Annotated in this window: 22 protein-coding genes; 9 read left to right on the forward strand and 13 right to left on the reverse strand. The window is 66.9% G+C overall.

Going from position 1 to position 24,466, the window contains the following annotated elements:
- Positions 1-258 precede the first annotated feature (258 nt).
- Positions 259-1,182 (forward strand): pirin family protein, encoded by a 924-nt coding sequence (locus V5F77_RS06000; RefSeq protein ID WP_429004427.1) that lies wholly within the window; start codon positions 259-261, stop codon positions 1,180-1,182.
- Positions 1,183-1,401: 219 nt separating this feature from the next.
- On the opposite strand, the gene V5F77_RS06005 is transcribed toward V5F77_RS06000, so the two are convergent.
- From V5F77_RS06005 to V5F77_RS06015, 3 genes are all read right to left on the reverse strand, one after another.
- Positions 1,402-2,679: an NAD(P)/FAD-dependent oxidoreductase gene (locus V5F77_RS06005; RefSeq protein WP_429004428.1), complete on the reverse strand. Its 1,278-nt coding sequence runs from the start codon at positions 2,677-2,679 to the stop codon at positions 1,402-1,404.
- A gap of 219 nt (positions 2,680-2,898) precedes the next feature.
- Entirely contained in the window at positions 2,899-4,302 is a 1,404-nt protein-coding gene (locus tag V5F77_RS06010; RefSeq protein WP_429004429.1) for a glutamine synthetase family protein, read from the reverse strand.
- A gap of 220 nt (positions 4,303-4,522) precedes the next feature.
- Positions 4,523-5,593, reverse strand: coding sequence for a DUF3108 domain-containing protein (locus tag V5F77_RS06015; RefSeq protein ID WP_429004430.1), 1,071 nt, complete (start codon positions 5,591-5,593; stop codon positions 4,523-4,525).
- A 128-nt stretch (positions 5,594-5,721) separates the two neighbouring features.
- Between V5F77_RS06015 and infC the strand changes: the two genes are divergently transcribed.
- Positions 5,722-6,246, forward strand: coding sequence for a translation initiation factor IF-3 (infC, locus tag V5F77_RS06020; RefSeq protein WP_429004431.1), 525 nt, complete (start codon positions 5,722-5,724; stop codon positions 6,244-6,246).
- 112 nt (positions 6,247-6,358) lie between these two features.
- On the opposite strand, the gene V5F77_RS06025 is transcribed toward infC, so the two are convergent.
- Together V5F77_RS06025 and V5F77_RS06030 are read right to left on the reverse strand one after the other, a co-directional pair.
- Complete coding sequence (locus V5F77_RS06025; RefSeq protein WP_429004432.1) at positions 6,359-6,814, reverse strand: BA14K family protein; 456 nt, start codon at positions 6,812-6,814, stop codon at positions 6,359-6,361.
- Between the two features lie 81 nt (positions 6,815-6,895).
- Positions 6,896-7,498 (reverse strand): BA14K family protein, encoded by a 603-nt coding sequence (locus V5F77_RS06030; RefSeq protein WP_429004433.1) that lies wholly within the window; start codon positions 7,496-7,498, stop codon positions 6,896-6,898.
- A 312-nt stretch (positions 7,499-7,810) separates the two neighbouring features.
- Here V5F77_RS06030 and rpmI point away from each other — a divergent pair, with 312 nt between their 5' ends.
- The 4 genes from rpmI (at position 7,811) to pheT (ending at position 12,344) form a co-directional block, all read left to right on the forward strand.
- On the forward strand, positions 7,811-8,011 hold the full coding sequence (gene rpmI, locus V5F77_RS06035) for a 50S ribosomal protein L35 (protein WP_394067611.1): 201 nt from the start codon (positions 7,811-7,813) through the stop codon (positions 8,009-8,011).
- Between the two features lie 27 nt (positions 8,012-8,038).
- Positions 8,039-8,401, forward strand: coding sequence for a 50S ribosomal protein L20 (gene rplT / locus V5F77_RS06040; protein WP_429004434.1), 363 nt, complete (start codon positions 8,039-8,041; stop codon positions 8,399-8,401).
- A 240-nt stretch (positions 8,402-8,641) separates the two neighbouring features.
- Positions 8,642-9,751: a phenylalanine--tRNA ligase subunit alpha gene (gene pheS, locus V5F77_RS06045; protein ID WP_429004435.1), complete on the forward strand. Its 1,110-nt coding sequence runs from the start codon at positions 8,642-8,644 to the stop codon at positions 9,749-9,751.
- Positions 9,752-9,929: 178 nt separating this feature from the next.
- Positions 9,930-12,344, forward strand: coding sequence for a phenylalanine--tRNA ligase subunit beta (pheT, locus tag V5F77_RS06050; RefSeq protein ID WP_429004436.1), 2,415 nt, complete (start codon positions 9,930-9,932; stop codon positions 12,342-12,344).
- A 54-nt stretch (positions 12,345-12,398) separates the two neighbouring features.
- Here the strand turns inward: pheT and V5F77_RS06055 are convergent, their stop codons facing one another.
- Both V5F77_RS06055 and ribA read right to left on the reverse strand, forming a co-directional pair.
- Positions 12,399-13,148 (reverse strand): SDR family oxidoreductase, encoded by a 750-nt coding sequence (locus tag V5F77_RS06055; RefSeq protein ID WP_429004437.1) that lies wholly within the window; start codon positions 13,146-13,148, stop codon positions 12,399-12,401.
- Positions 13,149-13,304: 156 nt separating this feature from the next.
- Positions 13,305-14,414, reverse strand: coding sequence for a GTP cyclohydrolase II RibA (gene ribA / locus V5F77_RS06060; RefSeq protein WP_429004438.1), 1,110 nt, complete (start codon positions 14,412-14,414; stop codon positions 13,305-13,307).
- Positions 14,415-14,728: 314 nt separating this feature from the next.
- Here ribA and V5F77_RS06065 point away from each other — a divergent pair, with 314 nt between their 5' ends.
- Positions 14,729-15,472, forward strand: a complete 744-nt coding sequence (locus tag V5F77_RS06065) for a RibD family protein (protein ID WP_429004439.1) — start codon at positions 14,729-14,731, stop codon at positions 15,470-15,472.
- On the forward strand, positions 15,432-15,983 hold the full coding sequence (locus tag V5F77_RS06070; protein WP_429004440.1) for a cytochrome b: 552 nt from the start codon (positions 15,432-15,434) through the stop codon (positions 15,981-15,983). Before V5F77_RS06065 ends, V5F77_RS06070 begins: the two co-directional genes overlap by 41 nt.
- On the opposite strand, the gene V5F77_RS06075 is transcribed toward V5F77_RS06070, so the two are convergent.
- From V5F77_RS06075 to V5F77_RS06090, 4 genes are read right to left on the reverse strand one after another with little or no spacing between them, the layout of a single operon-like run.
- Complete coding sequence (locus V5F77_RS06075; protein ID WP_429004441.1) at positions 15,970-16,857, reverse strand: SAM-dependent methyltransferase; 888 nt, start codon at positions 16,855-16,857, stop codon at positions 15,970-15,972. The two genes, V5F77_RS06070 and V5F77_RS06075, sit on opposite strands and share 14 nt — an antisense overlap.
- Positions 16,854-17,915: a glycosyltransferase family 4 protein gene (locus V5F77_RS06080; protein WP_429004442.1), complete on the reverse strand. Its 1,062-nt coding sequence runs from the start codon at positions 17,913-17,915 to the stop codon at positions 16,854-16,856. The genes V5F77_RS06075 and V5F77_RS06080 overlap by 4 nt, the downstream gene beginning before the upstream one ends.
- Complete coding sequence (locus V5F77_RS06085) at positions 17,912-18,316, reverse strand: 6-pyruvoyl trahydropterin synthase family protein (protein WP_429004443.1); 405 nt, start codon at positions 18,314-18,316, stop codon at positions 17,912-17,914. The genes V5F77_RS06080 and V5F77_RS06085 overlap by 4 nt, the downstream gene beginning before the upstream one ends.
- A gap of 41 nt (positions 18,317-18,357) precedes the next feature.
- The gene (locus V5F77_RS06090; RefSeq protein WP_429004444.1) at positions 18,358-19,374 is read right to left on the reverse strand and encodes a zinc-dependent alcohol dehydrogenase; all 1,017 of its coding nucleotides are present in this window, start codon (positions 19,372-19,374) and stop codon (positions 18,358-18,360) included.
- Between the two features lie 57 nt (positions 19,375-19,431).
- On the opposite strand from V5F77_RS06090, the gene mdoH reads away from it, so the two are divergent.
- Entirely contained in the window at positions 19,432-21,225 is a 1,794-nt protein-coding gene (gene mdoH, locus V5F77_RS06095) for a glucans biosynthesis glucosyltransferase MdoH (RefSeq protein WP_429004445.1), read from the forward strand.
- Positions 21,226-21,229: 4 nt separating this feature from the next.
- Here the strand turns inward: mdoH and V5F77_RS06100 are convergent, their stop codons facing one another.
- Together V5F77_RS06100 and V5F77_RS06105 are read right to left on the reverse strand one after the other, a co-directional pair.
- Complete coding sequence (locus V5F77_RS06100) at positions 21,230-21,742, reverse strand: DinB family protein (RefSeq protein ID WP_429004446.1); 513 nt, start codon at positions 21,740-21,742, stop codon at positions 21,230-21,232.
- A gap of 171 nt (positions 21,743-21,913) precedes the next feature.
- Positions 21,914-24,319: a carbohydrate-binding family V/XII gene (locus V5F77_RS06105; RefSeq protein ID WP_429004447.1), complete on the reverse strand. Its 2,406-nt coding sequence runs from the start codon at positions 24,317-24,319 to the stop codon at positions 21,914-21,916.
- Positions 24,320-24,466: the final 147 nt, after the last annotated feature.

Raw genomic sequence — 24,466 nt, forward strand, 5'->3', positions numbered from 1 at the left:
CTGGAGCCCGGTCCCACCAGATTGCCTCGCAATCTGATCGGTAAACGGTCTCCATCATGGTGTTAGAGACTGATTCAGCGCTCAGGTCGGGTCAACCTGGGTGGATCAGGCTCCAGCACACTGCGCCGGCCATTTGTGCGGCTCTTTGTGTCACGCTTTTGGGATCGGCGTCACCTTCGCAGGAGGCCGGCGGCGGGTGCCTTTTTGTTTCCGCCGTGGCACCATGGGACACGTGAAAACCGTGCGCGGGAGCTGATTATGAGCTGGATGCCGTCCTCCGACCCGGTGCTGGGCGATGCGCCCTCCTGCGATGCGCTCGATCTTGTGATCGTGCCGCGCGTGCGCGACCTCGGCGACGGCTTTTCCGTGCGCCGCGCACTGCCCCACGGCAAACGCCAGATGGTCGGCCCGTTCATCTTCTTCGATCAGATGGGGCCGGTGCAGTTCGTGGCCGGCCAGGGGCTCGACGTGCGGCCCCATCCCCATATCGGCCTTGCCACCGTGACCTATCTGTTCGACGGCAAGATCATGCACCGCGACAGCGAGGGCAATGCGCTGGAGATCACCCCCGGCGCCATGAACCTCATGACCGCCGGGCGCGGCATCGCCCATTCCGAGCGCTCGCCCCTGGACGCGCGCCAGGGCAATGCCGCCGGCGCCATGTACGGCATCCAGAGCTGGATCGCGCTGCCCGCCGCCCATGAGGAAACCGATCCCTCGTTCCAGCATTTCGCCTCCACCGACCTCCCGGTGATCGAGGATACGGGCGTGTGGGCCCGCGTGATCGCCGGCTCGGCCTTCGGCCGGCGCTCGCCGGTGGGCATGCTCTCCGATTGGCTCTATGCGGAAGTGGCCTTGCAGCCGGGCGCGAGCGCGCCGCTGGACGCCGACACCGAGGAGCGGGCGATCTATGTGGTTTCCGGCGAGATCGAGATCGCCGGCGACGTGTTCGAAGGCCCGCGCCTGCTGATCTTCCGTCCCGGCGACCGCATCACGGTGCGCGCCCGCACCGCCGCCCGCATGATGTTCCTCGGCGGCACGGCGCTGGAGGGGCCGCGCTATCTCTGGTGGAATTTTGTTTCTTCCCGCAAGGAGCGCATCGAGCAGGCGAAGGAAGATTGGAAGAGCGGCCGTTTCGCCCATGTGCCGGGGGAGCACGAGTTCATTCCGCTGCCGGAGTGAGGATGGAGCTTGCGGAGGATCTGCTGAAATAAGGGCGCCTGCGGCGGAGTTTTGCGCTGGGTCCCGGCTCTCCTTCCACTACGCTACGCTCCGCTTCAGTCGGCTGGGACACGAGGGCGGCTTTCGCGTCCCGGACGCATGGAGCGCCAGCGCAATGCGAGCCGGGACCCAGCGCAACGACTCCCGCGCAGCGGCCCTTCTCCTCGATACCCGCTCCCCCTAAAGCCGGTCCCGCAGCGCGTAATAGCTCAAGCCTGCCACCAGCAGGGGGTAGCGCAGCAGCGTGCCACCGAAGAAGGGAGGGACGGGCAGGCGCTCCAGCAGATCGAGCCGGCCCACCTGGCCGCGCACCGCCTCGGCCAGAATCTTGCCGAACAAAGGCGCCAGCGTCACGCCCTGGCCGGAATAGCCGGCGGATACGAGCACATGGGGCGAGAGGCGGCGCACGAAGGGGTTGCGCGTCATGGTAATGCCGAGGGTGCCGCCCCAGCCGTAATCGAGCTTCACGCCGGCCAACTGCGGGAAGATGCGGGTCATGAACGGCCGCACGAATTCCATCACTTGCGGGCGCAGCGAGCGGCGATAGCTCTCCCCGCCGCCGAACAGCAGGCGGCGGTCCGGCGTCATGCGGAAATAATTGATCACGAACCGGCTGTCCGCCACCGCCGCCTGGCCGCGAATGATGCCGTCCGCCCGTTCGCCCAGCGGCTCGGTGACGACGATGTAATTGTTGATGGGCATGACATGATGGTCCACCCGCCGGTCGAGCCCGTCCATCAGGCCATTGCCACACAGCAGCAGGAGATCGGCCTTCACCGTTCCATTGGCGGTCTCGACGCTCACGCCCGCGCCTTCGGTGATGCGCACCGCGCGGCTGTGCTCGAAGATGCGCGCGCCGGCCGCCTGTGCCGCGCGGGCAAGGCCGAGGGCGAAATTTAGCGGGTGCAGATGGCCCGCGCCATGGTCGATCAGCCCACCATAATAGCCCGGCGCCCCCACCAGGGCATGGAGCTGGTCGCGGTCGAGGGGTTCGGTCTTGTGATAGCCGTAGGTGTCGGCGAGATGGCGGCCATAGGCGTGGGATTCGGCGACAAAATTGGGCTTGTGGTCGGCCGTGATCAGGCCCGGCGTAAGATCGCAGGCGATGGCATGGCGGGCGATGAGGTCGGCAACCAGGGCCTTGGCCTCCTCCGCGAGATCCCAGAGCTTGCGGGCATCCTCCGGACCGAGCGCCTGTTCCAGATAATCCTGGTGGCGCCGCTGGCCGCTGTGGATCTGCCCGCCATTGCGCCCCGAGGCGCCGGCGCCGACCCGAGCGCCTTCCAGCACCACCACGCTCACACCGGCTTGCGCGAGATGGAGCGCGGCGGACAGCCCGGTATAGCCGCCGCCGACGATCACCACGTCCGCGCGGGTTTCACCGGACAGCGGCGGCAGTTCGGGAAACGGGGTTGCCGTTGCCGCATACCAGGAGTTGGGATGGCCGCCGAACGTCATGACTGTCCCTGTGTGGTGAGGCTGGAGGCTCTTTCGCCGCAGGGCCGGATGAAGACCTCCCGGCAGCTCGCTCTGCATCGCGTCCTGCCCCGCCCTAGCCCTCTCCCGCGCGCGGGAGAGGGGACCCGCCGAGCCTCCGGATGGGTCTTCAAACTGAGGCCGTTCAAACTCCCTCGCCCGCTTGCGGGGGAGGGTTGGGGCGGGGGAACGGGCAAGCCCTCACACGTTCAGCAGCAGATATTCCCGCTCCCAGGGCGAAATCACCCGCATGAAGGTCTCGAATTCGGCCTGCTTCACCGCCGCATAGGTGCGGATGAAGCTCTTGCCGAGTACTTCGGCCAGATCCTCGTTCTCCTCGAAGGCGGCAACCGCCTCCAGCAGCCCGCGCGGCAGGTCGAAGTCGAGGTCCTTGGCGTCGCCTTCCAGGGGCTCTGTGGGGCGCAGGCCCTTCTGGATGCCGATATAGCCGCAGGCCAGCGACGCGGCGATGACGAGATAGGGATTGGCGTCGGAGGAGGGGACGCGATTTTCCACCCGGCGGGCGGCGGGCGGGGCGGGTGGCACGCGCAGGCCGGCGGTGCGGTTGTCGTAACCCCACTGGACATTGATGGGCGCCATGGAATCGCGGGTCAGCCGGCGATACGAGTTCACGTAAGGCGCAAGGATGCACATGACCGAGGGCAGGTATTTCTGGTGCCCGGCGAGGAAGGAGAAGAATTCAGGCGTCGGGTCGCCATCATCGTCGGAAAAGATGTTCTTGCCCGTCTCCGCCGAAATCACCGACTGGTGGATGTGCATGGCGCTGCCCGGCTCATTGGCGATCGGCTTGGCCATGAAGGTAGCGTAGATCTTATGGGCGAGCGCCGCCTCGCGGATGGTGCGCTTGAACAGGAACACCTGGTCCGCCAGCTCCAGCGGGTCGCCGTGGCGCAGGTTGATTTCCATCTGCGCCGCGCCGTCCTCGTGGATCAGCGTGTCGATTTCCAGGCCCTGGGCCTCGGAATAATCGTAGATGTCCTCGAACAGGGCGTCGAACTCGTTGACCGCCTGGATCGAGTAGGACTGGCGCCCGATCTCCGGCCGGCCCGAGCGCCCGACCGGCGGCTTCAGGGGATAGTCGGGGTCCACATTGGGCTCGACCAGATAGAATTCGATTTCCGGCGCCACCACCGGCTTCCAGCCGCGCTTGGCATAGAGCGCCAGCACGTTCTTCAGCACCTGACGCGGCGCCAGTTCGACCGGGCGGCCATCGCGATGATAGGCGTTGTGGATGATCTGGGCGGTCGGGTCCTGCGCCCATGGCACGGAGCAGAGGGTGGAGAAGTCTGGCTCCAGCACGAGGTCGGAATCCGCGATCACGGAATCCACCAGCCCCTCATAGGAGGGATATTCGCCCGAGATGGTCTGGAAGAACACCGAGAGCGGCAGGTTCATCACCGGCGAGGAGAGGAACTTGGAGGCCGGCATGATCTTGCCGCGGGCCACGCCCGCAAGGTCCGGCACGGTGCACTCGATCTCGGTGATGCCGCGAGACACCATCCAGGCCTTGGCCTCTGCCAGGGATTTGACACCGCGCGGTAGCGCCAGATGTTCCGATTCGCCCGCTTTGCTCCGTTTAGCCATGATGTCCTCTCGCGTGACCGAACGCACGCATGGCCAGGGAACACCTGCCCATGGGGCGAAGTCAACGCGGGCTGAGCCGCTGCGGGAGAAAAGCGCAAAAGAACGGGAGTGGAACGAATCGCGGCCGAATCGAGAGTCGGGGAGAGTTCCCGGTTTACCCCGTACTAGGGCTAGTGGGACTCCGCTCCCGGTAACCGATTCCGGGAAATCGCAGGCCGCGCTATTGCGGCTTTGGGGCGTTAACCGAAACCGGGCTTTCCTTCACGCTGGTCTCGAATGCGGTCGCCTCCAGCAGCGCCGTGCCGATCATGGTGGCGACCGAAACTTTGAACGGCGCCAGCAGGCGGGTGCCGGCGACCGGCACCAGCCAGACGTACATCTCTTTGTTTTCCTGCATGTATTTTACAGTGTAGCGGGTCGGGCGATGGCCGGCGACCGGGGTATAGGCGGCGCGGCAGACCACCGCTGGCCCGGTATAGCCCTTGGGCAGCTTGACCTGCTCGGTGCGCAGATAGGTAAGCGAGATGTCATAGCGCTGGCGGCCATCAAATACCGGAATGGACCGGTCACAGGCGGCAGCCGAGATCAAATCGACGGTGCCCGGCACATAGACGAAGGCGCCGCTCATGGGGTCGATGATGTTGGTCATGTTCGCGTCGGTGATTTCGACGCGGTCGGGGAGGGGCTTGATGGGCGGCTCCACCGCCAATTCCCGCACCATGTTGTTGACCACAGCGAAGCGCACCCCTTCCGCCTTCCCGCCAGCCTCGGCCGCAACGGCGAACACCTGTGGCACCACCTTGCCGAGGCCGAGGGCGCCGCGGGCCGCGACGCTGCCCTTGCCCGAGGAGACCGCGCGCAGCACGCCCGTGATGCGGCCGGTCGCGGCAATCTCATAATTTGTGCCGGTGGCCTCGGCGACGAGTGTGGCCCGGCCGATCTCGACGCCGCCGACGGAGAGGGAATATTTCGCATCGAGCTTTCCATCGGCCCGTGCGACACCGGTTGCGGCAGGCAGGGCGGCGCCAAGGCAGAGCGCGGCGGCAGCATACGGCCGCACGTGGCGGAGCAGGCGGCCCAGAGCGGAAGCAAACTCGGTCATCATCGGGTCCTGGAAAGGCGGCGGGCCGGCGTCCGGCGAAGCGGCGGCCTGCTGCTGTTCACTCGAATGGCGGGCGAAGGCGGCTGAACTGTGGCTCTCGGGCTTGGCAGGATGCAGCGATTCGGCCGGAAAGTGGCATAGATCGGCACTTGCGAGGTGTTGGTTATTGACTTCGCCCCTCAGAGTCACGATCTTCTGTGTCCGCTCTTGGTCGGGGGCTTCTGGCTGCGCGCTTCTCTGTGAGGTAGGCGCGCCGATTCCCCTACCATTTGCGATCCAATTTAATGGCAGAGGAGATTTTCGCCATTCGTCGCCCCATGAGACCCGTCGCGCCGGAGAAGGATGGACCGCGCGTCAATGAGGAAATCCGCATCCGCGAAGTGCAGCTGATCGATCAGGATGGGCAGAACCGCGGTGTTGTGGCAATCCGCGACGCCCTGCTGCTCGCGCAGGAGGCCGGCCTCGATCTCGTGGAGATCGCGCCGAATTCCGCCCCGCCCGTCTGCAAGATCCTCGATTTCGGCCGGTTCAAGTATCAGAACCAGAAGAAGGCCAGCGAGGCTCGCAAAAAGCAGAAAGTGGTCGAGGTCAAGGAAATCAAGCTGCGACCGGGCATCGACACCCATGATTATGAAGTGAAGATGCGCTCCATGGAGCGTTTCTTCGAAGAAGGCGACAAGGTGAAGGTGACGTTGCGCTTCCGCGGCCGCGAGATGGCGCATCAGGACATCGGCTACAAGCTGCTGCAGAAGCTGCGGGACGATGTCGCCACCATCGCCAAGGTTGAAGCCGAGCCGATGCTTGAAGGCCGGCAGATGATCATGATCCTCGCGCCCCGCTGAGCGACGTCGCTGTGTTCAAAGAAAAAGCCCGGATCGATCGATCCGGGCTTTTTGTTTTTCTGCGGACGGGCAGGGCGGGCGGGCTGGCCGCTACCCCTTTTGTCCCTCCGGCTTATTGGCAGGGATGGCGGAGGCCGTCATATCCAAGATAGGTCCCCGTGCGCGCATCGAACGAGCGATATCTGGACGAGCAATAGGCCAGCCAGTCGCCAGAGGACGGACCCGAATTCGCCTGGGCCGCGCTAGCCGCCGCCGCTCCGAGCATCAGCCCGCCTATCACCCCGGCGGCCACCGCGCCGCCGTTGTTATTACAGCCGCCCCATCCGCAATTGCCGTATCTGTTGCCATAGCCCGGCCCGTAATAACCCCGGCCGGGTCCATAACCCGGGCCATAGTGCGGCCCATAGCCTGGCCCGCGGGGACCCCCGCGCCATTGCACATCCGTCACCAGACCGCCGCTCTCCGCAACGCCCACCGATGACGGCCGCAGCGATTGAGCCTGCAGTCCTGTCGCCATGAGCGAGGCGGCCAAACTCGCGGCCGCGAAAACAGCAAGGGTTTTACGCATGTGAACGTCTCCTTCGGGAAGGGAACGCTCAGGTGCGCAAAAGGTTACCATCATCACGCGTGTGTGAAGGCGCGCCCCGGTTCACGGGCAAGAGTGCCGACGCCCGTCATAGCCAAGGAACGTGCCGCTGCGCGGATCGTAGGAGCGGTAGCGCCTCGCGCAATAGGCCACCCAGTCGGCCGAGACCGGACCTGGGGCGGCGGCCGCCTCGGATCCGATGATCACGCCCGTGGCCAATGCGGCTCCGCCGAAGCCCCAGCCCGGCCCCCATGCGCCGCCCCAGCCCGGGGCGTAGCCCCAACCCCCTCCCCAGCCCACCGGGCGGCCCCAGCCTGGCCGTCCGACCCAACCGGGGCCACCCCAGCCAGGACGTCCAGCCCAGCCGGGACGGCCGCCCCAGCCGGGACGTCCAACCCAGCCGCGATTCTGAAGCACCGGACGCCCGACCCAGCCGCGATTCTGAAGCATCGGACGTCCGACCCAGCCGCGCCCGGGTCCGCGCCCCGGTCCACGTCGGTACTGCACGTTTTCGATGGGAAAGGCGGCGGTGCCGGCCTGTTTGGCGGTGAGGGGCTGCATCGCGCCGAGGCGCAGGGCTTGGGCGCCAGCCGGCGCCGCGCCGAATGCAAGGCTGGCCACCGCGAGGGCAGCCGCGAGGACTGAAAAACGCAAAGGCGTCCGCATCGTCATCTCCTGCCCGGCCACGCCGGGCGCATGGGCATGAGGCCGTTAGCCTCAATTGGGAAACAAAGCAGATCGAGCGGGCGGGAAGATGGCGGCTTAAGCATGAACGTGGCGACGCGCGGAATGTGATCGGCGGGCGCGGCGGTTTGCAAGGCGAGCCGGCTTGCGTTTCGCGTGTCAGTCCTGTAACGAGTGCGGCCTTCGAACCGGCCGGCGACAAGGGCTGCCGTGTTGGTTCTTATCGCTCATATCAACAAAAGGCTGAATGCCCCGTGCGGCAACGTGCGGCGGATGGCGGTCACGGAGAGCAAAATGCCCAAGATGAAGACCAAGTCGGGAGCGAAGAAACGCTTCCGTCTGACGGGTACCGGGAAAGTTATCGCCGCCCAAGCCGGAAAGCGGCACGGGATGATCAAGCGGACCAATGCCCAGATCCGCAACCAGCGCGGCACCACCATCCTGAGCGAAAGCGACGGCCGGGTGATCCGCAAGTCGTTCCTGCCGAACGGCTGACGCACTGCGATCTGAAGGAGATCATCCATGGCCCGCGTGAAACGTGGCGTAACTTCCCACGCCAAGCATAAGAAGGTCTATGAAGCCGCAAAGGGCTTCTATGGCCGTCGCAAGAATACCATCCGCGCAGCGAAGTCGGCCGTCGAACGGTCGATGCAGTATGCCTATCGCGATCGCAAGGTGAAGAAGCGCACGTTCCGCGCGCTCTGGATCCAGCGCATCAATGCCGGCGTGCGCGAACTCGATGTCGGCCTCACCTATGGCGGCTTTATCAACGGTCTCGCGAAGGCGGGGATCGAAGTCGACCGCAAGGTGCTCTCGGATATCGCCATCCACGAGCCCGAGGCGTTCAAGGCCCTGGTGGAAAAGGCCAAGGCCGCCCTGGCCTGAGGCTTTATCAGGCGCGACCCGCCCGACCGAGACTGATAAGCCCCGCGCGGAGACGCGTTCGGGGCTTTTCGCTTTGCGCGCGACGCGGCTATAACCTGCGCCGAATTCTCACCCCGTCATGGCCGGACCCGATCCGGCCATCCACGCGGCTCCGCACACGCCTTGCGGCGGAGAGACGCGGACCTCCCGGACCGGACCTCCCGGACGCCCGGGGATGACGGTGCAACAGATGGCAGAACCATGTCCGAGCTCGTTTTGACCGATCATCCCGGCCTCGACGCCCTGGAGCGCGAAGTTTCCACCGGGATTCTCGCGGCGGGGGACGAAGCCGCGCTCGAAGCGGTGCGCATCGCCGCCCTCGGCAAGAAGGGCAGCGTCTCCGAGCTGTTGAAATCGCTCGGCGGCATGACGCCGGACGAGCGCAAGACCATGGGCCCGGCCATTAACGGCCTGCGCGACCGGGTGCAGGGGCTGCTGAATGTCCGCAAGGACGCGCTGAAGTCCGCCGCCCTCGAAGCGCGCCTCGCCACCGAGCGGGTGGACGTGAGCCTGCCGGTGCGCGAGCCGCGCGCCGAAATCGGCCGGGTGCATCCCATCACCCAGGTGACGGAAGAACTCACCGCCATTTTCGCCGACATGGGCTTCTCGGTGGCGGAAGGGCCGGACATCGAGACCGATTTCTATAATTTCACCGCGCTGAACTTCCCCGCCGGCCATCCGGCGCGGGAGATGCACGACACCTTCTTCCTGCCGCCCAATGCCGAGGGCGAGCGCAAGGTGCTGCGCACCCATACCTCGCCGGTGCAGGTGCGCACCATGATGAGCAAGACCCCGCCGATCCGCGTCATCTGTCCCGGCCGCACCTATCGCTGCGACAGCGACCAGACCCACACGCCCATGTTCCATCAGGTGGAGGGGCTGGTGATCGACAAGGGCTCGCACATGGGCCACCTCAAGTGGATTTTGCAGGAATTCTGCAAGGCCTTCTTCGAGGTGGAGAATGTGACCATGCGCTTCCGCCCGTCCTTCTTCCCATTCACCGAGCCGAGCATGGAAGTGGACATCCAGTGCGACCGCTCGCGCCCCGGCGAGATCCGGTTCGGCGAGGGCAATGACTGGCTGGAGATTTTGGGCTGCGGCATGGTGCATCCCAATGTGCTGAGGAATTGCGGCATCGATCCCGACGTCTACCAGGGCTTCGCCTGGGGCATGGGCATCGACCGCATCGCCATGCTGAAATACGGCATGAGCGATCTGCGCGCCTTCTTCGAAGCGGATGTGCGCTGGCTCTCCCACTACGGCTTCCGCCCGCTGGACTTCCCGACTTTGGCCGGTGGGTTGAGCGCGTGAACCACCTTGAATTCCCCTCCCCCCTTGCGGGGGAGGGCCAGGGTGGGGGGTATGGCGCCCTTTGCCCTGCTGCTGGGAGTGACGGCACGGCTGGACCCCCCTCCCCAACCCTCCCCCGCAAGGGGGGAGGGGGTCTAACCGCATGTCACACAAGCCGCTCGGGACAAGGAACAGACCGATGAAATTCACCTTCTCCTGGCTCCAAGAGCATCTCGAGCCCACGGCCTCCTTCGACGAGATCGTCGATCGCCTGTCGCTGATCGGCCTCGAAGTGGAGGGCGTGGAAGATAAGGCGAAGGCGCTCGCGCCGTTCGTGGTGGGCGAGGTGCTGACCGCGCAGAAGCATCCCAATGCCGACAAGCTGAAGGTCTGCACCGTCTCCATCGGCAAAGGCGAGCCGATCCAGGTGGTGTGCGGCGCGCCCAATGCCCGCGCCGGCCTCAAGGTGGTGTTTGCCGCTCCCGGTACGGTCATCCCGGCCACCGGCACCGAGCTGAAGATCGGCAAGATCCGCGACGTGGAAAGCCGCGGCATGCTGTGCTCGGCGCGCGAGATGGGCCTCTCGGAAGAGCATGACGGCATCATGGAATTGCCGGAAGACGCGCCGGTCGGCGCGCCGTTCGCGCAGGTGCTGGGGCTGAACGATCCGGTGATCGAAATCGCCGTGACCCCCAATCGCGCCGACTGCCTCGGCGTGTCCGGCGTCGCGCGCGATCTTGCCGCCGCCGGCCTTGGCGAATTGCTCGCGCCACGCATCGCCCCTGTGGAGGGCAAATTCCCGGCGCCGCTCAAGGTGGCGCTCGATTTCGGCGAGACCCCCGCGCTCTGCCCGGCGTTCGCGGTGCGGGTGATCCGCGGCGTGAAGAATGGTCCCTCGCCGGACTGGATGCAGGAGAAGCTGCGCGCCATCGGCCTGCGGCCCATCAATGCGCTGGTGGATGTCACCAATTTCCTCACCTTCGACCGCAACCGGCCGCTGCACGTGTTCGACCTGACGAAGGTGACGGGCGACCTCGTGGTGCGCCGCGCCAAGGCCGGGGAGACATTGCTGGCGCTCGACGGCAAGACCTATACGCTCGACGAGACCATGTGCGTCATCGCCGACGACAAGGGCGTGGAGAGCCTCGCCGGCGTCATGGGCGGCGAAGAAAGCGGCTGCGACGAGACCACCACCGACGTGGTGATCGAAAGCGCGCTCTGGGACCCGATCAACATTGCCCAGACCGGCCGCAAGCTGGGGCTGAATTCCGATGCCCGGTTCCGCTTCGAGCGCGGCATCGACCCCGCCTTCACGCTGTCGGGGCTGGATCTTGCCACCCATATCATCCTCGACATCTGCGGCGGCGAACCCTCCGAACTGGTGCTGGCCGGGGCGATCCCGGACACCACGCGCACCATCGATTTCCCCCTCGCGGAGGTGAAGCGCCTGTCGGGCCTTGAGGCGAGCGAGGACGAAATTCGCGACGTGCTCGCCCGCCTCGGCTTTGCGGTCTCCGGCGCCGCGCCGGTGGTGCAGGTGGTGCCGCCCTCGTGGCGCGCGGATATCGAGGGCAAGGCGGATCTGGTGGAAGAGGTGGTGCGCATCCTCGGCCTTGCTCGCGTGCCCGCCACCGAATTCCCCCGCACCGAGGCCGCCCGCCGTCCCGTGCTGACGGCCCTTCAACTGCGCGTGCGCAAGGCGCGCCGGGCGCTGGCCGCCCGTGGCATGGTGGAGGCGGTCACCTGGTCGTTCGTCTCCAAGGCCGCGGCCGAGTTGTTCGGCGGCGGCAAGGCGGAACTGGCGCTCTCCAATCCCATCGCTTCCGATCTCTCCGACATGCGGCCGAGCCTGCTGCCGGGCCTCATCCGCTCGGCCCAGGCCAATGCCGATCGCGGCTATGGCGATGTGGCGCTGTTCGAGGTGGGACAGGTGTTCGCCGGCGACCAACCGCAAGACCAGCGCATGTCGGCAACCGGCATCCGCCGCGCCACCGCCAAGCCCGAAGGCGCGGGGCGCCATTGGGCGAGCGCGGCAAAGAGCGTGGATGCCTTCGACGCCAAGGCCGATGCCCTGGCCGCCCTTGCGGCGGTGGGGGCGCCGGTGGCCAATCTCCAGGTCACTACGGACGCGCCCGGCTGGTACCATCCGGGCCGTTCGGCGAGCCTGCGCCTCGGCTCCAACGTGCTCGCCACCTTCGGCGAATTGCATCCGCGCGTTCTGGAGGCGCTGGACGTGAGCGGCCCTCTGGTGGCATTTGAGATCATCCTCGACCGCATCGCGGAGCCCAAGGCCAAGCCGACCAAGGTGAAGCCGCCGCTGGATCTGTCGGCCTTCCAGCCGGTGAAGCGCGACTTCGCCTTCCTGGTGGACCGGCAGGTGGCGGCGGGCGATATCCTGCGGGCGGCCCAGGGCGTCGACAAGAAGCTCATCACCGAGGCGTCGGTGTTCGATGTCTATGAGGGTGTGGGCATCGAGGACGGCAAGAAGTCGGTGGCCATCGAGGTCACCCTTCAGCCGCGCGAGCGCACTTTGACAGACGTGGAGATCGAGGGCGTGGCGGCGCAGATCGTCGCCGACGTGGCGAAGAAAACCGGCGCCAGCCTGCGCGGCTGAGGCGCAAAAAGAAAAGCGGCGCGCAGGCGCCGCTTTTCTGCACTGTGGGGGTGCTCAGCCGCGTCCGACAAACGGCATCTTGGTGGCCATCACCGTGATGGTCTGCACATTCGCGCTCAGGGGCAGGCCGGCCATGTAAACCACTGCATCGGCCACATGCTTGGGATCGATCACCGGTTCCGGCTTCATGGAGCCGTCCGCCTGGATGATCCCGTTCTTGATACGCTGGGCCATTTCGGTGTCGGCATTGCCGATGTCGATCTGTCCGCAGGCGATGTCATAGGCCCGGCAATCCAGCGAGGTGGACTTGGTGAGGCCGGCGATGGCGTGCTTGGTGGCGGTGTACGGCGCCGAATAGGGGCGCGGCGCATGGGCCGAGATCGAGCCGTTGTTGATGATGCGTCCGCCCATGGGCGTCTGCGCCTTCATGATGCGGATCGCTTCCTGCGTGCACAGGAAGGGGCCGGTGAGATTGGTGTCCACCACCGTCTTCCATTGCTCGTAAGTGAGATCTTCCATGGGCACGCCGGGGGCGCCGGTGCCGGCATTGTTGAACAGCAGGTCGAGCCGGCCGAAGGCCTGCTTCACGGCGGCGAACAAGGCTGCGACCGAGGCGGGGTCCGTCACGTCGGTGGGCACCACCAAAGCGGGTGCATCGCCTAGCGCTGCGGCCGTGGCATCGAGCGCGTCGCGGCGACGGCCGGCCAGGGCCAAGCTATAGCCCGCGCCGGCGAGCGCCTGGGCAACGGCGCGGCCGACGCCGGAACCGGCGCCCGTGACCAGGGCGATCTTGGTGGCGGTCATGAAGTCTCTCTCCCGGATCTCTCAATTCTCGTCGCGCTATCCCTGGAGATAGCGGCGCGCGGACGTTATGCCGCGCGATGAGTGGCCCGTCATGGAAAGCCCATGCGGCGGGAGATTTCAATCGTTTTGATTGTGCAGCGGTGCGTGGCGGCGCCCTCAGTCGGGGGCGCGGGCCGCAAGCACTTCGAAATCGATGTAGTGACCGGCGCGGTCCCGCTTGGAGGCGAGATAGCGCACATTCTCCAGGGTCGGGCGGCCGAGCACGCGTTGCTCTGCAACCACATCGAGCCCCGCGGCCTTGAGCGCGGCGATCTTCTGCGGGTTGTTGGTGATCAACTGAACCGCGCTGATGCCAAGCTGATGCAGCATTTCGGCGGCGAAATCGAAGCGCCGCTGGTCCAGGCCGAAGCCGAGCACGGCGTCGGCATCATAGGTGTCATAGCCCTCGGACTGGAGCTTGTAGGCGCGCATCTTGTTGGCGATGCCGTTGCCCCGGCCTTCCTGGTCGAGATAGAGCAGCACGCCGCCCGCGCCCCGTGCCATGCGCTGCACGGTATCGCGCAATTGGTCGCCGCAATCGCATTTGAGGCTGCCGAACAAATCGCCAGTGAGGCAGGCCGAGTGCAGACGCACCGGCACTGGCTGGGAGAGGTCCGGCTTGCCGACGATGATGGCTACTTGATCGCGCAATCCCTCGCCGCCGCGAAACACGACGAATTCCGTCTCGGGTGCGCCTTCCAGTGGCACCGGGGCGCGGCCGACGATCCGTAGCTGCGCCGCCTGGTGCGCCCGGAAGGCGGCGATGTCCGCGGCATCGATCTTCAGCACGGCTTCGAGCCCCGCTCCCGTGCACGGAGCGAGCACGGCAGCGGGGAGAACGAGGGCGAGACCGAGCAGATCGAGGGCGGCCAAATCGAGCCCGGTCGCGGGCGCCACAGGCGCGTCAAGGCGTGCGTCCACCTTCAAGGTGAGGGCCTCGATGCGGTCCACGTCCATATTCGGCAGCGCGATAGAGCCGTCCTCATCGCGCGGCGCGCCCAGGCGCGCAAGACGCGGGCCGGGCAGGACCAAGCGGCCGATGCCGTGCACATGCGCCGCGAAAGCCGACGCCAGGGATGCGTCGAAGGCTTCGGAGCCGATCACAAGCGCGCGATCCTCCCCAAGCGACAGCAGGATCGGCCGGCCGGAACGCAGTTCGGAAATCGCTCGCTCCACGGCGATGATCCGCGGATCGGCACGACCGAGAATATTCAGACTAGGGGACATTCACAGCCTCTTCACCCACTAACATGTGCCACGGCAGCGTTTCCGCAAGCCCTTGCGTGACCTGCAGCCCTGCGCACCTCGCCGCATCCCGGTTTTTCCGGGACGGTGTTGGAGGGGCCGCCGACATCAAACGGTGCCATTGCCTTTGCGTTCCCAAACAAGGCGCCAAGGCGCGCACTTGTGTTCGCAAGCGGCGTTCCCCCGCCGGTCCCGTGCATCCGGCGGCGCCCGATTGTGCTAAGCGGAGGGCGATGCAGAACTATGACCCATTCCTGAGCTTGAGCGCGAGCGCACAATGCACGGATCGCTCCCTCGTGATCGGCCAGTTGGGCCAATCCCTGGACGGGCGTATCGCTACGGTTTCAGGCGAGTCCAAATACATCAGCGGCGGGTACGCCCTGGATCACCTGCACCGGCTGCGGGCGGCCGCCGACGCGGTGCTGGTGGGCGTGGGCACCATTGTCGCAGACGATCCGCTGCTGAACGTTCGACGGGTCCCCGGCACCAGCCCGGCCCGCGTCATCGTCGATCCCTCCGGCCGGCTGGATTGTTCGGCGCGCTGCCTGCAGGGCGACGGCGCGCGCCGCCTGGTGCTGCGGCGGGCGGGCGTCGCCACGCCACTTCCTGCTGGGGTCGAGGGTGTCGAGGTTGCGAGCGATGCCGAAGGCCGCATGACGCCCCAGGCGATCCTTGCCGCCCTTCGGGCGCAGGGCCTGTTTCGCATCCTGGTGGAAGGCGGCACGCGCACATTGTCGTCATTTCTCGATGCCGGCTGCATGGACGGCTTCCATGTGCTGGTCTCTCCGGTCATCCTCGGCTCCGGCCGTCCGGGCCTTGAGCTTGCCCCCATCGCCGCGCTGAAGGATGCACTCCGGCCGGCGAGCAGGATCGAGGTTTTTCCCGACGGCGACGTGCTGTTTGCCTGTGATCTGCGCCTGCCGGCGGCCGGTGGCGACTCAAGATCGGACGTCGGTGACGGGGATGGCCGCTCCCCGGATGCGAACGGGACGCGGAATCATGAGCGAGCCGCAAGTCATTCCTTACACCCCACCGGCTAGGTGGATTCACTGGATTACGGCAGCCGCGATGCTGCTGGTGATCCCGTTCGGCTTCATCATGCTTCGCCTGCCGAACGGGCCGGCGCAGAACCAATTGTTCGATCTTCACCGCTCCATCGGCTTCACCATTCTTTGCCTTGCGGTGCTGCGCGTGGCGGTGCGGGTGGTGAATGGCACGCCGCCGCGGCCGCCCGGCCTGCCGGATTGGCAATGGGCGGCGTCCAATGCCGTGCATCATCTTCTCTATGCGCTGATCTTCATCATGCCCCTGCTCGGCTGGGCCGGATCGTCGGCTTATGGTTCGCCGGTCAACGTGTTCGGCTTGTTCACCCTGCCGGCCATCGTGCCGAAGGATGAGCGTCTCTCGGACCTGTTCAACGGTGCCCACCAATATCTCGGCTATGCCACGGCGGCTTTGGTCACTTTGCATATCCTCGCCGGGCTCTACCACGGCATCGTGCGACAGGACGGCGTGCTGTCGCGCATGCTGCCATTCCTCAGCCGAAGATGAGGGACCCGGTTTCGGGCGGCCACGCAAGGAGGTCGATATGGCCGATCTCGCAGGTGGCCGTGCGACGGGCCGTGAGCCAGGCCGTCACGGTCTCTTGCGCGAGCAGCCCGGTTTCAGCGGCGGCACTCGCCGTGCCCTCGGCGAGAGCGTCGATCAGATGGCGTTCGGCCGGGCCAAGCCGCCACGGGCTATCGGCCGCGCGCGTCCCATAGCCTCGGGCGCCGAAGGCTGTGGCGAGCAAGGCGCTGGCGGCGGCCCCCGCCGCCGGGCCGAACCCCTTGTCCCGGCTTTGATGGACCTTGAAGGCACGGGCAATCTCGCCATCCGCCGCATGGCCGGGGTGCCAGGCATCGCGGCCGTCGCAGGTCAGGACCGTGAAGAACAGCGCGGCATTCCGCGCCACCTCTTCGGCGAAACGCGCGATCCATTCTTCCGAGACCAGATCGAAGAAGGCCGATGCTGTCACCAGATGGGGCCGATCCGCGCCGATGGCATCGAGGGAGGCTGCAAGGTCCGCCTGGGCGAAGCATATGGTGATGCAGCGTGCCGGGCCCTCCAGCAGCAGCCGGCCGTCTTCGTCGCGCGGTGTCAGGCCCTGGTCCGCACCCCAGTTCCGCAACACACCGCGCGCCGCGTCCAGCAAAGCGGGGTCATGATCGAGGAGTCGCCAGCTCTGGCGCGGGCCGAGCAGCGGGGCGGTCGCCCGCAGGTTGGAGCCGGTGCCGGCGCCGAGATCGACGATGCGTTGCTCGCCGTTCGGCCCACCGGCATGGCCGGCGAGGCGCCGTGCGAGGTCGGCTGCGAGGTCAGTGTCGCGGGCGGCATTGTCGGCGGGTTCGCGCAAGGCGAGCCATTGGGGGGAAAATCCACTCATGCAAGCGTCTCCCGCGCCATGGCAGCGTTCAGCGCCCCGGCGATGCAGTGTGCGGTCTGGTCCCAGTCCGGCAACGCTTCTGCGGCCGCAGAGGCGGCGTTCGCGAGGCGTTGGCGCTCCTGCGGCGACAGCAGGCAGATCCGGAGCGCGCCGGCAAGCGCCTCGACATCGCCGGGTGGAACCTTAAGCGCCGCGTGGTCGGGCACGGTCTCGCCCGCAGCCCCGCCGGTGGAGCACACCATGGGCAGGCCGTGGCGCAGCGCCTCGGCCAGGACGATGCCATAACCCTCGTAAAGCGAGGCGTGCACGAACAGGTCGCAGGCGGAGAAGGCCGCGCTCAGCGATTCCGCCGGCTGCGCCCCGGCAAGGGTGATGCGCTCTTCCAGTCCGTGGGCGGCGATGAGGGCGCGCACCTGCGCCACGGTCTCGGGATGAAGATCGAGGCTGCCGATGATGGTCAGGCTCCAGGCCAGCCCCTTCAGCTGGCCGAGCGCGGCCACCAGCACGTCATAGCCCTTGCGCGGAATGAGCGAGCCGACCGCCAGCAGGCGCGGCGGGTTGCCGTTCGCTGGTGCACGTTGGACGCGCGCCGTTCCCGGAACGGCAATCGTGAGGCGCGCCGGATCGACGCCATATGCCTGCACCAGGGTTCTTCCCGTCGCCGCGCTGGTGGCGACCACATGGGCGCATAGCGCGAGGGCCGCGCGTTCGCTGTGCGCGAGGCGAACCTGCTCTCCATCCGAAAGGCCGGCCTCCAGCGCCAGCGGATGATGCACGAGGGCCACCATCCGGCGGTTCAGGGCCGCGAGGCGATCCGCCGGCAGCGCGCCGAGGGCGAGGCCGTCGATGAAAAGCAGGGTTTCGGGCGCGGTGCCCCCAAGGCGCGAAAGGGCATTATCGATCTGCTGCGGGCTTGGCACCGGAAAACCCGAGGGCAATTCCAGGGGTGTCAGGGCGACATCGCCGACGGGGAAGCGGCGCAGCACCTCCCGGTCATAGGCATAGCCGCCGGTGGGCAGGTTCAGGTCGCCCGGAAACGCGAGCACCGCCTCGATCATGCGGCGATATCGCCCTCATACCAGGCCTTGGCCACATGGGATTCGTGCAGCGTCACGCGCAGTTTCGCCAGGGCGTCGCCGCCGGTCCCGAGCGCGCCGGTGCGCGCCGCATCGGCCATTCGATCGAAGATATGCCGGCAAAGGACCTCGGTCGTGGTGTTGCGGCCGGCGAAGTCCGCGAGATCGTCGAGGTTGCGATAGGTGAGCGGGCCGAGCACGGCCTTGAGCGCATCAAGCGCGCGGCCGATATCCACCACCACGCCTTCCTCCGTGAGGTCGTGGCTGAAAAAGGCCACGTCCACGACGAAGGTGGCGCCGTGCAGCGCCTGCGCCGGGCCGAAGAGATCGCCCTTGAAGCTATGGGCGATCATGATGTGGTCGCGCACTTCCACTGCGTACATCGGGCAGGTTCCTTGTCGGTGGGTGGTCGGCGGGCGTCGGGTCAGGCGCTATAGCGCACCACGGTCGCCACGGCATCGGTGCCGGCGCCGAGGATGCTGTCGAGGGCATCGGGCAGGTCGGAAAAGGCGACTTCATCGGTGATCAGCGCATCGAGCCGGGGATCGTCCAGCAGGTCCAGCGCCTTGGCGAGGCGGCGCTTGAGCGACCAGCGGGGTTGGCGTTCCGGCGGCACGGCGCCGACCTGGGAGGAGATGAGCCGCAGCCGCTTGGCGTGGAACGGGCCGCCCAGTTCCACAGTCACGGACTTGTCGCCGTACCAACTGACCTCGACCAGCGTGGCGGACGCGCCGCCGCAGCCGATTGCGGCGCTGAGGCCCTCCGAGGTGGCGCTGGCATGGAACACCACGTCCGCCTCCGCGATGGGGTCGGGAGACGTCGTGAAGCGGGCACCGAAGGATTCGGCGATCGCACGGCGGTGCGTGCAGGGATCGAGGGCGGTCACGTCCGCGCCGGGCAGGCGCGCGGCAAGATAGACGATCAAAAGTCCCACCAGACCCGCCCCAACCACGACGATTCGGTCGCCCGCTCCGGCGCCGGAATCCCAGAGCGCGTTGAGCGCGGTCTCCATGTTCGCCGCCAGCGTGGCCCGGCGGGCGGGTACGGCACGGGGCACCAGCATCACCTTGTCGGCGCCGATCACGAACCGGTCCTGGTGCGGATGCAGGGCGAACACATCGCGCCCGAGCATGTGCGGCGGCCCGGCCTCGACCCGGCCGACCGCGCAATAGCCGTATTTTACAGGGAAAGGGAAGTCGCCCGACTGCATCGGCGCCCGCATGCGGTCGCGGTGCACCGGGTCGATGAGCCCATCGAAAATCAGTCGCTCGGTGCCGCGGCTTACCGCACTCCAGGACGTGGCTACCAAAAGCTCGTCACGTTCTCGCGCGCGGAGCGGTTCGCTCTTGAGGCGCGCGCATCGCGGCGCAACATACCAAAGCGCCTCGGCTTGGGCGTGGTCCGGCGCGCCGTGGTGGACCGCAGCACGTTGTTCCGTCATCGCGATCCCCTCATTCCTCGTCTTGCCCCACCCGAACCGCTTATTCCCGGAGCCTTCATGAACGTCCGGCCCGAGCCTTCAGCCCTGACCGTGGATCTCTCACTCGCACCGCCAGCCGGCGCCGCCGCGCTTCGCCGCCGCCGGCTGGCGATGCTGGCCCTCAACCTCGCCACCCTCGCGGGGGTCGCCCTCGTCGCGTCGCACCTGGCGGCGCAGAACGGGTGGCGGATCGTCGACATGGTGTTGCTCCTTTGCGTTCTTGCAGCAACGCCTTGGAATGCGATTGGTTTCTGGAACGCCCTGGTCGGTCTTCTGCTCCTGCACGCGCGCCCGAACGGCGTCATGCAGGCAGCACCATTTCTGGGCCGTCCCGGCGATGCCCATGTGACGACGCGTACGGCCATTCTTATGACGCTCCGCAACGAAGATCCCGAACGCGCGATCTCACGTTTGCGTGCGGTGAAGGCCGCGCTCGATGCGGCCGGCTGCGGGAGCCAGTTCGGCTATTTCCTGCTCAGCGACACCAACCGGGAGGATGTGGCGCGGGTGGAGGAGGAGGCGGTCGCGGCTTGGCGCGCGAAGGATGCGTGGGGGCAGATCGTCTATCGCCGCCGGCCGGTGAACACTGGCTTCAAGGCGGGCAATGTGCGCGACTTCTGCCTCACCTGGGGCAGCGACTATGATTTCATTCTCCCGCTCGATGCCGACAGCCTCATGGGCGCGCCCGCAGTGCTGGACCTGGTGCGCATCCTGCAAGCGAACCCGCGCATCGGCATCCTGCAGAGCCTTGTGGTGGGCCTGCCAAGCGCCAGCGGCTTTGCCCGGCTGTTCCAGTTTGGCATGCGGCACGGCATGCGGTGCTATACGCTCGGCGCCACGTGGTGGGCGGGTGATTGCGGGCCGTTCTGGGGCCATAATGCGCTGATCCGGGTGCAGCCATTCACCGCCCATTGCGAGTTGCCGCTGGTGCCGGGGGAACCGCCGCTCGGGGGGCCAATCCTCTCCCACGACCAGGTGGAGGCGGTGCTGATGCGTCGCGCCGGCTACGAGGTGCGGGTGGTTCCGGTGGAGGGCGAGAGTTTCGAGGAGAACCCGCCCACCTTGCCGGACTTCATGGCCCGCGACCTGCGCTGGTGCCTCGGCAATATGCAATACCTCCGTCTGCTCAAGCTGCCGGGCCTGCTGCCGATGAATAGGTTTCAGCTCGTCTGGGCGATTTTGATGTTCGCGGCGATGCCGGCGGTGCCCTTGGCCCTGCTGCTGCTTCCCTTCGCCGCGATCGGTTCCGCTCCGGGCACGGGTGCTGGAGCCGCCGGGCTCTATCTTGGCCTTCTGTTTCTGTCCTTGTCCCCCAAGCTCGCGGGACTGTTGGACACCATCCTGACCCCAGGCGGGATGGGCCGCTATGGCGGCGGTCTGCGGTTTGCGGTTTCGGCGGCGGCCGAGATCATGTTCTCGTTGCTGCTGGCGCCCATCATGGCGCTCTCGACCACCCGGTTCCTCGCGTTCCTCGGCTTCGGCCACGTCCGCAGCGCATGGAACGGGCAGGCGCGCGATGCCCATTCCCTGCCATGGCCGATCGCGGCGCGGGCGCTGTGGTTTCCCACGGCGTTTGGGGGGCTGGTGGCGGCGCTTCTGGCACTGTCCGCGCCGGTCCTGCTGATCTGGACCACGCCGTTGATCGCCGGCTGCTGGCTCGCGATACCGTTCGCGGTGCTGACGGCGGACCCGCGCTTCGGCGCGTGGCTCAAGGCGCGCGGCCTTTGCGCCACGCCCGAGGAAGCCGCGCCGCCAGCCATCTTTTCCGCCCTTCAGCCGCCCCGCGTCGAGCCCTGGCGGGAAGCGGCCTGAGCTTTCAGTCCGCCGGCAGCTCGCGCTGATAGGCGATGAGATCCAGCGAAGGCGCGGCCTCGCGCCCGCCGATCATCGTCAGCAGGCAGTGTACCTGCCCACGGTGATGGGTCTGGTGGTTGAAGAGATGATCGAGCGCGCTGGTCAGCGTCTGGGCAAACCTCCGCCCGGAACTGTTGGCGTAGCTGATGTCCGCCTCCAGCGCCGCCGGGGTCAGTCCTGCGACATAGGTGGCGATGCGCGCGTCTTCCTCGACCCGGGCCGTCCGCAGATCCGCGAGCGTGGAAAACAGGATGGTATCCAGCGCTGGCTGCGGCGCGCCGCTCAGCGTGAAGCGATCCATCCAGATGCGGTCGGTCACCAGCAGATGGTTGAGCGTGCCGTGGACCGAGCCGAAGAAGGCCCCGCGCCCCGCGCGATACGCCCCATCGTCGAGGCGCGCGGCGGCATCATAAAGTCTAAGATTGGCCCAGGCGTTATAGCCGGCGAGAGCGGTATAGGACCGAAGGGAAACCACGGGCAGCACTCCCATTGCGCACCAGCCGCACGATAGCCGCAGCCTGCCGGCTTGAGCGCCCGGCTTCCCGCACCGATGCGGCCTGAGGGGCGGGGCCGTTGAGGCCGCTGATGAAAACGGGCGCCACGATGGGCGCCCGATTCAGGTTCAAACGGCCGGCAGGTCTCCCGCTCAGCGGCGGAAGCCACCACCGCCGAAGCGCGCGCCGCCGCCGAAGCCGCCTCCAAAACGGTCGCCGCCGCCGAAGCGGTCAGCGCCGGAATCGATGCGCTGGTCGCTCCATTGGCGCGCCTGACGCTCCTGGTCGAGATTGGCCAGGGCGGCATTGTGGTCCACCGATTGCCAGCCGGAGGTGGTCGCCTTGTTCCAGCCGGTGTCCGAGTGCTGGTAGACGTTGCCGTCATGGTCCGCATAGACGTTGCCGTTGTTCCAGCCCACCGTGTTGCCCGTGCGCTGGTTGGTGGCGACGCCCTTGCTGTCCACGTCGACGTGCCCGTCCTCGCGGCTCACGGAGGTCGAGGTGGCGTGAGCGGTTCCGGCGGTGGGATTGACGCCGGTGGATTCGCGCGTCGCTTCCTTGTTCCCGGTATAGGCATTGCCAGTGACGGACGCGCTGGACTGGCCGCGGGCCCCGGTGGCGGGGTTGTAGCGGCTGTTGTCGCGGGCGGCGCCGTAATTGCCGGTATAGGGATTGAACGCAGCCGCCGAGCGGCCGGCGAAGTCGGTGCCCCGCGCCGTCGTGCCGGACCAGGCGCGCGACGACCAGGCGGTGCCGTTTGCCGTCACGCCCCAGGAATGGGCGACCACCGCATCGCCACCCCAGCGGCCATACATGTTGGCGTAGTTGAGGTTGGTATAGCCCCAATGGCCGCCCCAGGGGCCAGCACCCCAATACGGACCCCAATAGGGATTGACCGCGGCGCCCCAGGCCCAGCCGGCGGCGAAGCCGAAGCCGAAGCCAACGGTCGCTCCGAGCGCGAAGCCGGCGCCATAGCCATAGGTCGCCGGGCAGCCGTACCACCAGGTCGCACCGGCATAGCCGGTGCAATAATAGCCCGTGCCATAGACCACCGTACCGCCGGGAGCGACCATCACGCCCATGTATCCGGGCGTATAGCCCACCACGACCGTCTCGGGCTGAACCGAATAGATCCTGACATAGGTGACGTAGTGGACCGGCGATGACACCGGGATCGTATAGATCACATCAGGGACCACATCCGCGACCCGCCAGGGGCCGGTCGGCGAGGCGGAGACAAACCACACGCCCTGCGAGACCATGTAATAGCGGTTGCTGCTCACCTGGATCACGGGCAGCGGCGTGTTGACCGCGTATTTGAGGGCGGTGCCGGTGACGTCAATGAATTGCGGCGCGCCCTGATAGGTCACGCTGCCGGCGGTCGAGCGTTTCACCGTGGCGGTCTGCGGAATGGTGGCGGCGATCGCCGCTTCCTTGGCCTGCGGCGTTCCCGCGACCGACACCAGGACATTGGCCTTCGGATCGTGCTCCGAGATCTTCGCAAAGTCCGCCGGCAAGGCATCCGAGGCTACGAAGGCCCACGGGCCGCGCAGGTCGGCGGCGCGGAACCAGCGGCCCGAAATCAGCACATAGAAGGCATTGTTGCTGGGATCCATGAACACCGCATGGTCGGCATTGCTCATGGACAGAAGGGTGGTGCCCGCCACCGGAAGCATCTGCGGCTGGCCGTTGGTCTGAATCAGCTCCGTCGGTGTCGCGGCGACATAGACGGCCGGCGGCGGCACGATCGGCTTGCCATCCTGCGCCAGCAGCGGGTCCGGGGCGTTCTGCTGGGACGCCACCTTGCCGGCGTTGACCAGCGCGCTGGAAGGCTGGGGCGTCACCACCCAGGTGCTGTCTAGGCTGCTGGTCTCATACCAGGTGCCGGCCGCCTGGAGATGATAAACGCCCTTCTGGTCGCGCAACAGCAGCGGTCGGGTATTGATGACCCGCTGGAAACCGGTCACGCCGGCGATCGGCTTGAGGTCCGGGTCGCCGGAGATCAGCACAAGCACGGTCAAGGTGTCGGTGAAGACGATGCGCGGCGGGGTATTCTCCACTGGCTGGGTCTTCAGCGCCTGGATCTTCTGGTTGACGGCATAGCTCGCCTGCAAGCGATCCAGCGCCACGGTGATGCCGTCCGGCGGCAGGCGCTTGGTAAGCGCCTCATTGATGGACGCCGCCTGGTCGGGCGCAGTCGGCACTTCCACCTTGACGATCTTGATATCGGCGAGGTGAACCAGTCCCGCCGCCTTATCCACGCTGGTGGTGGCGATGAAATCAGCGAAACCGTAGGTGGGCGCTCCGTCCTTCGGGCCGATGGCCACGGCCGCCCGGCCGCCGATCTTATTGCCGTCCCAACTGTTGATCTGCGGCTGGTAGAGTTCGAGGCGGCTATTGCCCACGTCGAAATCGCGAGGCCATGTGAGGCTGGCGCCGGGTGCCTGGGTTTGCTGCGGGGCGGGCGGCTGCTGAGCGTAAGCGAATGGTGCCGTGAGCATGGATGCGATGGTCAGCGCGGTGATCGCGCCACTGCCCTTAAGCCGGACTCTCAACATTGGCGTTTCCCCTTGCATCGTTGCCGCCCCATACGGCGAAGACCTAGCATCTCCGATCCGCTTCGTCAGCCACCGCTGGGTTTCCACGTAAGCTTGACGGTCGCGCAAAAAGGGACCGCTATTTAGGGGCGCCGCGCCTCAAGTGTC

It is taken from the genome of Roseixanthobacter psychrophilus (genome assembly GCF_043195195.1).
Taxonomy (GTDB): Bacteria; Pseudomonadota; Alphaproteobacteria; order Rhizobiales; family Xanthobacteraceae; genus NCEH01.

Coding starts and splice junctions, on each gene's coding strand:
- rpmI (WP_394067611.1), top strand. CDS start 7,811: ATGCCCAAGATGAAGACCAAGTCGGGAGCGAAGAAACGCTTCCGTCTG.
- V5F77_RS06055 (WP_429004437.1), bottom strand. CDS start 13,148: ATGACCGCCACCAAGATCGCCCTGGTCACGGGCGCCGGTTCCGGCGTC.
- V5F77_RS06090 (WP_429004444.1), bottom strand. CDS start 19,374: ATGACGGAACAACGTGCTGCGGTCCACCACGGCGCGCCGGACCACGCC.
- V5F77_RS06010 (WP_429004429.1), bottom strand. CDS start 4,302: ATGGCTAAACGGAGCAAAGCGGGCGAATCGGAACATCTGGCGCTACCG.
- V5F77_RS06005 (WP_429004428.1), bottom strand. CDS start 2,679: ATGACGTTCGGCGGCCATCCCAACTCCTGGTATGCGGCAACGGCAACC.
- pheS (WP_429004435.1), top strand. CDS start 8,642: ATGTCCGAGCTCGTTTTGACCGATCATCCCGGCCTCGACGCCCTGGAG.
- pheT (WP_429004436.1), top strand. CDS start 9,930: ATGAAATTCACCTTCTCCTGGCTCCAAGAGCATCTCGAGCCCACGGCC.
- rplT (WP_429004434.1), top strand. CDS start 8,039: ATGGCCCGCGTGAAACGTGGCGTAACTTCCCACGCCAAGCATAAGAAG.
- ribA (WP_429004438.1), bottom strand. CDS start 14,414: ATGTCCCCTAGTCTGAATATTCTCGGTCGTGCCGATCCGCGGATCATC.
- V5F77_RS06075 (WP_429004441.1), bottom strand. CDS start 16,857: ATGAGTGGATTTTCCCCCCAATGGCTCGCCTTGCGCGAACCCGCCGAC.
- V5F77_RS06000 (WP_429004427.1), top strand. CDS start 259: ATGAGCTGGATGCCGTCCTCCGACCCGGTGCTGGGCGATGCGCCCTCC.
- V5F77_RS06105 (WP_429004447.1), bottom strand. CDS start 24,319: ATGTTGAGAGTCCGGCTTAAGGGCAGTGGCGCGATCACCGCGCTGACC.
- mdoH (WP_429004445.1), top strand. CDS start 19,432: ATGAACGTCCGGCCCGAGCCTTCAGCCCTGACCGTGGATCTCTCACTC.
- V5F77_RS06080 (WP_429004442.1), bottom strand. CDS start 17,915: ATGATCGAGGCGGTGCTCGCGTTTCCGGGCGACCTGAACCTGCCCACC.
- V5F77_RS06025 (WP_429004432.1), bottom strand. CDS start 6,814: ATGCGTAAAACCCTTGCTGTTTTCGCGGCCGCGAGTTTGGCCGCCTCG.
- V5F77_RS06085 (WP_429004443.1), bottom strand. CDS start 18,316: ATGTACGCAGTGGAAGTGCGCGACCACATCATGATCGCCCATAGCTTC.
- V5F77_RS06070 (WP_429004440.1), top strand. CDS start 15,432: ATGAGCGAGCCGCAAGTCATTCCTTACACCCCACCGGCTAGGTGGATT.
- V5F77_RS06030 (WP_429004433.1), bottom strand. CDS start 7,498: ATGCGGACGCCTTTGCGTTTTTCAGTCCTCGCGGCTGCCCTCGCGGTG.
- infC (WP_429004431.1), top strand. CDS start 5,722: ATGAGACCCGTCGCGCCGGAGAAGGATGGACCGCGCGTCAATGAGGAA.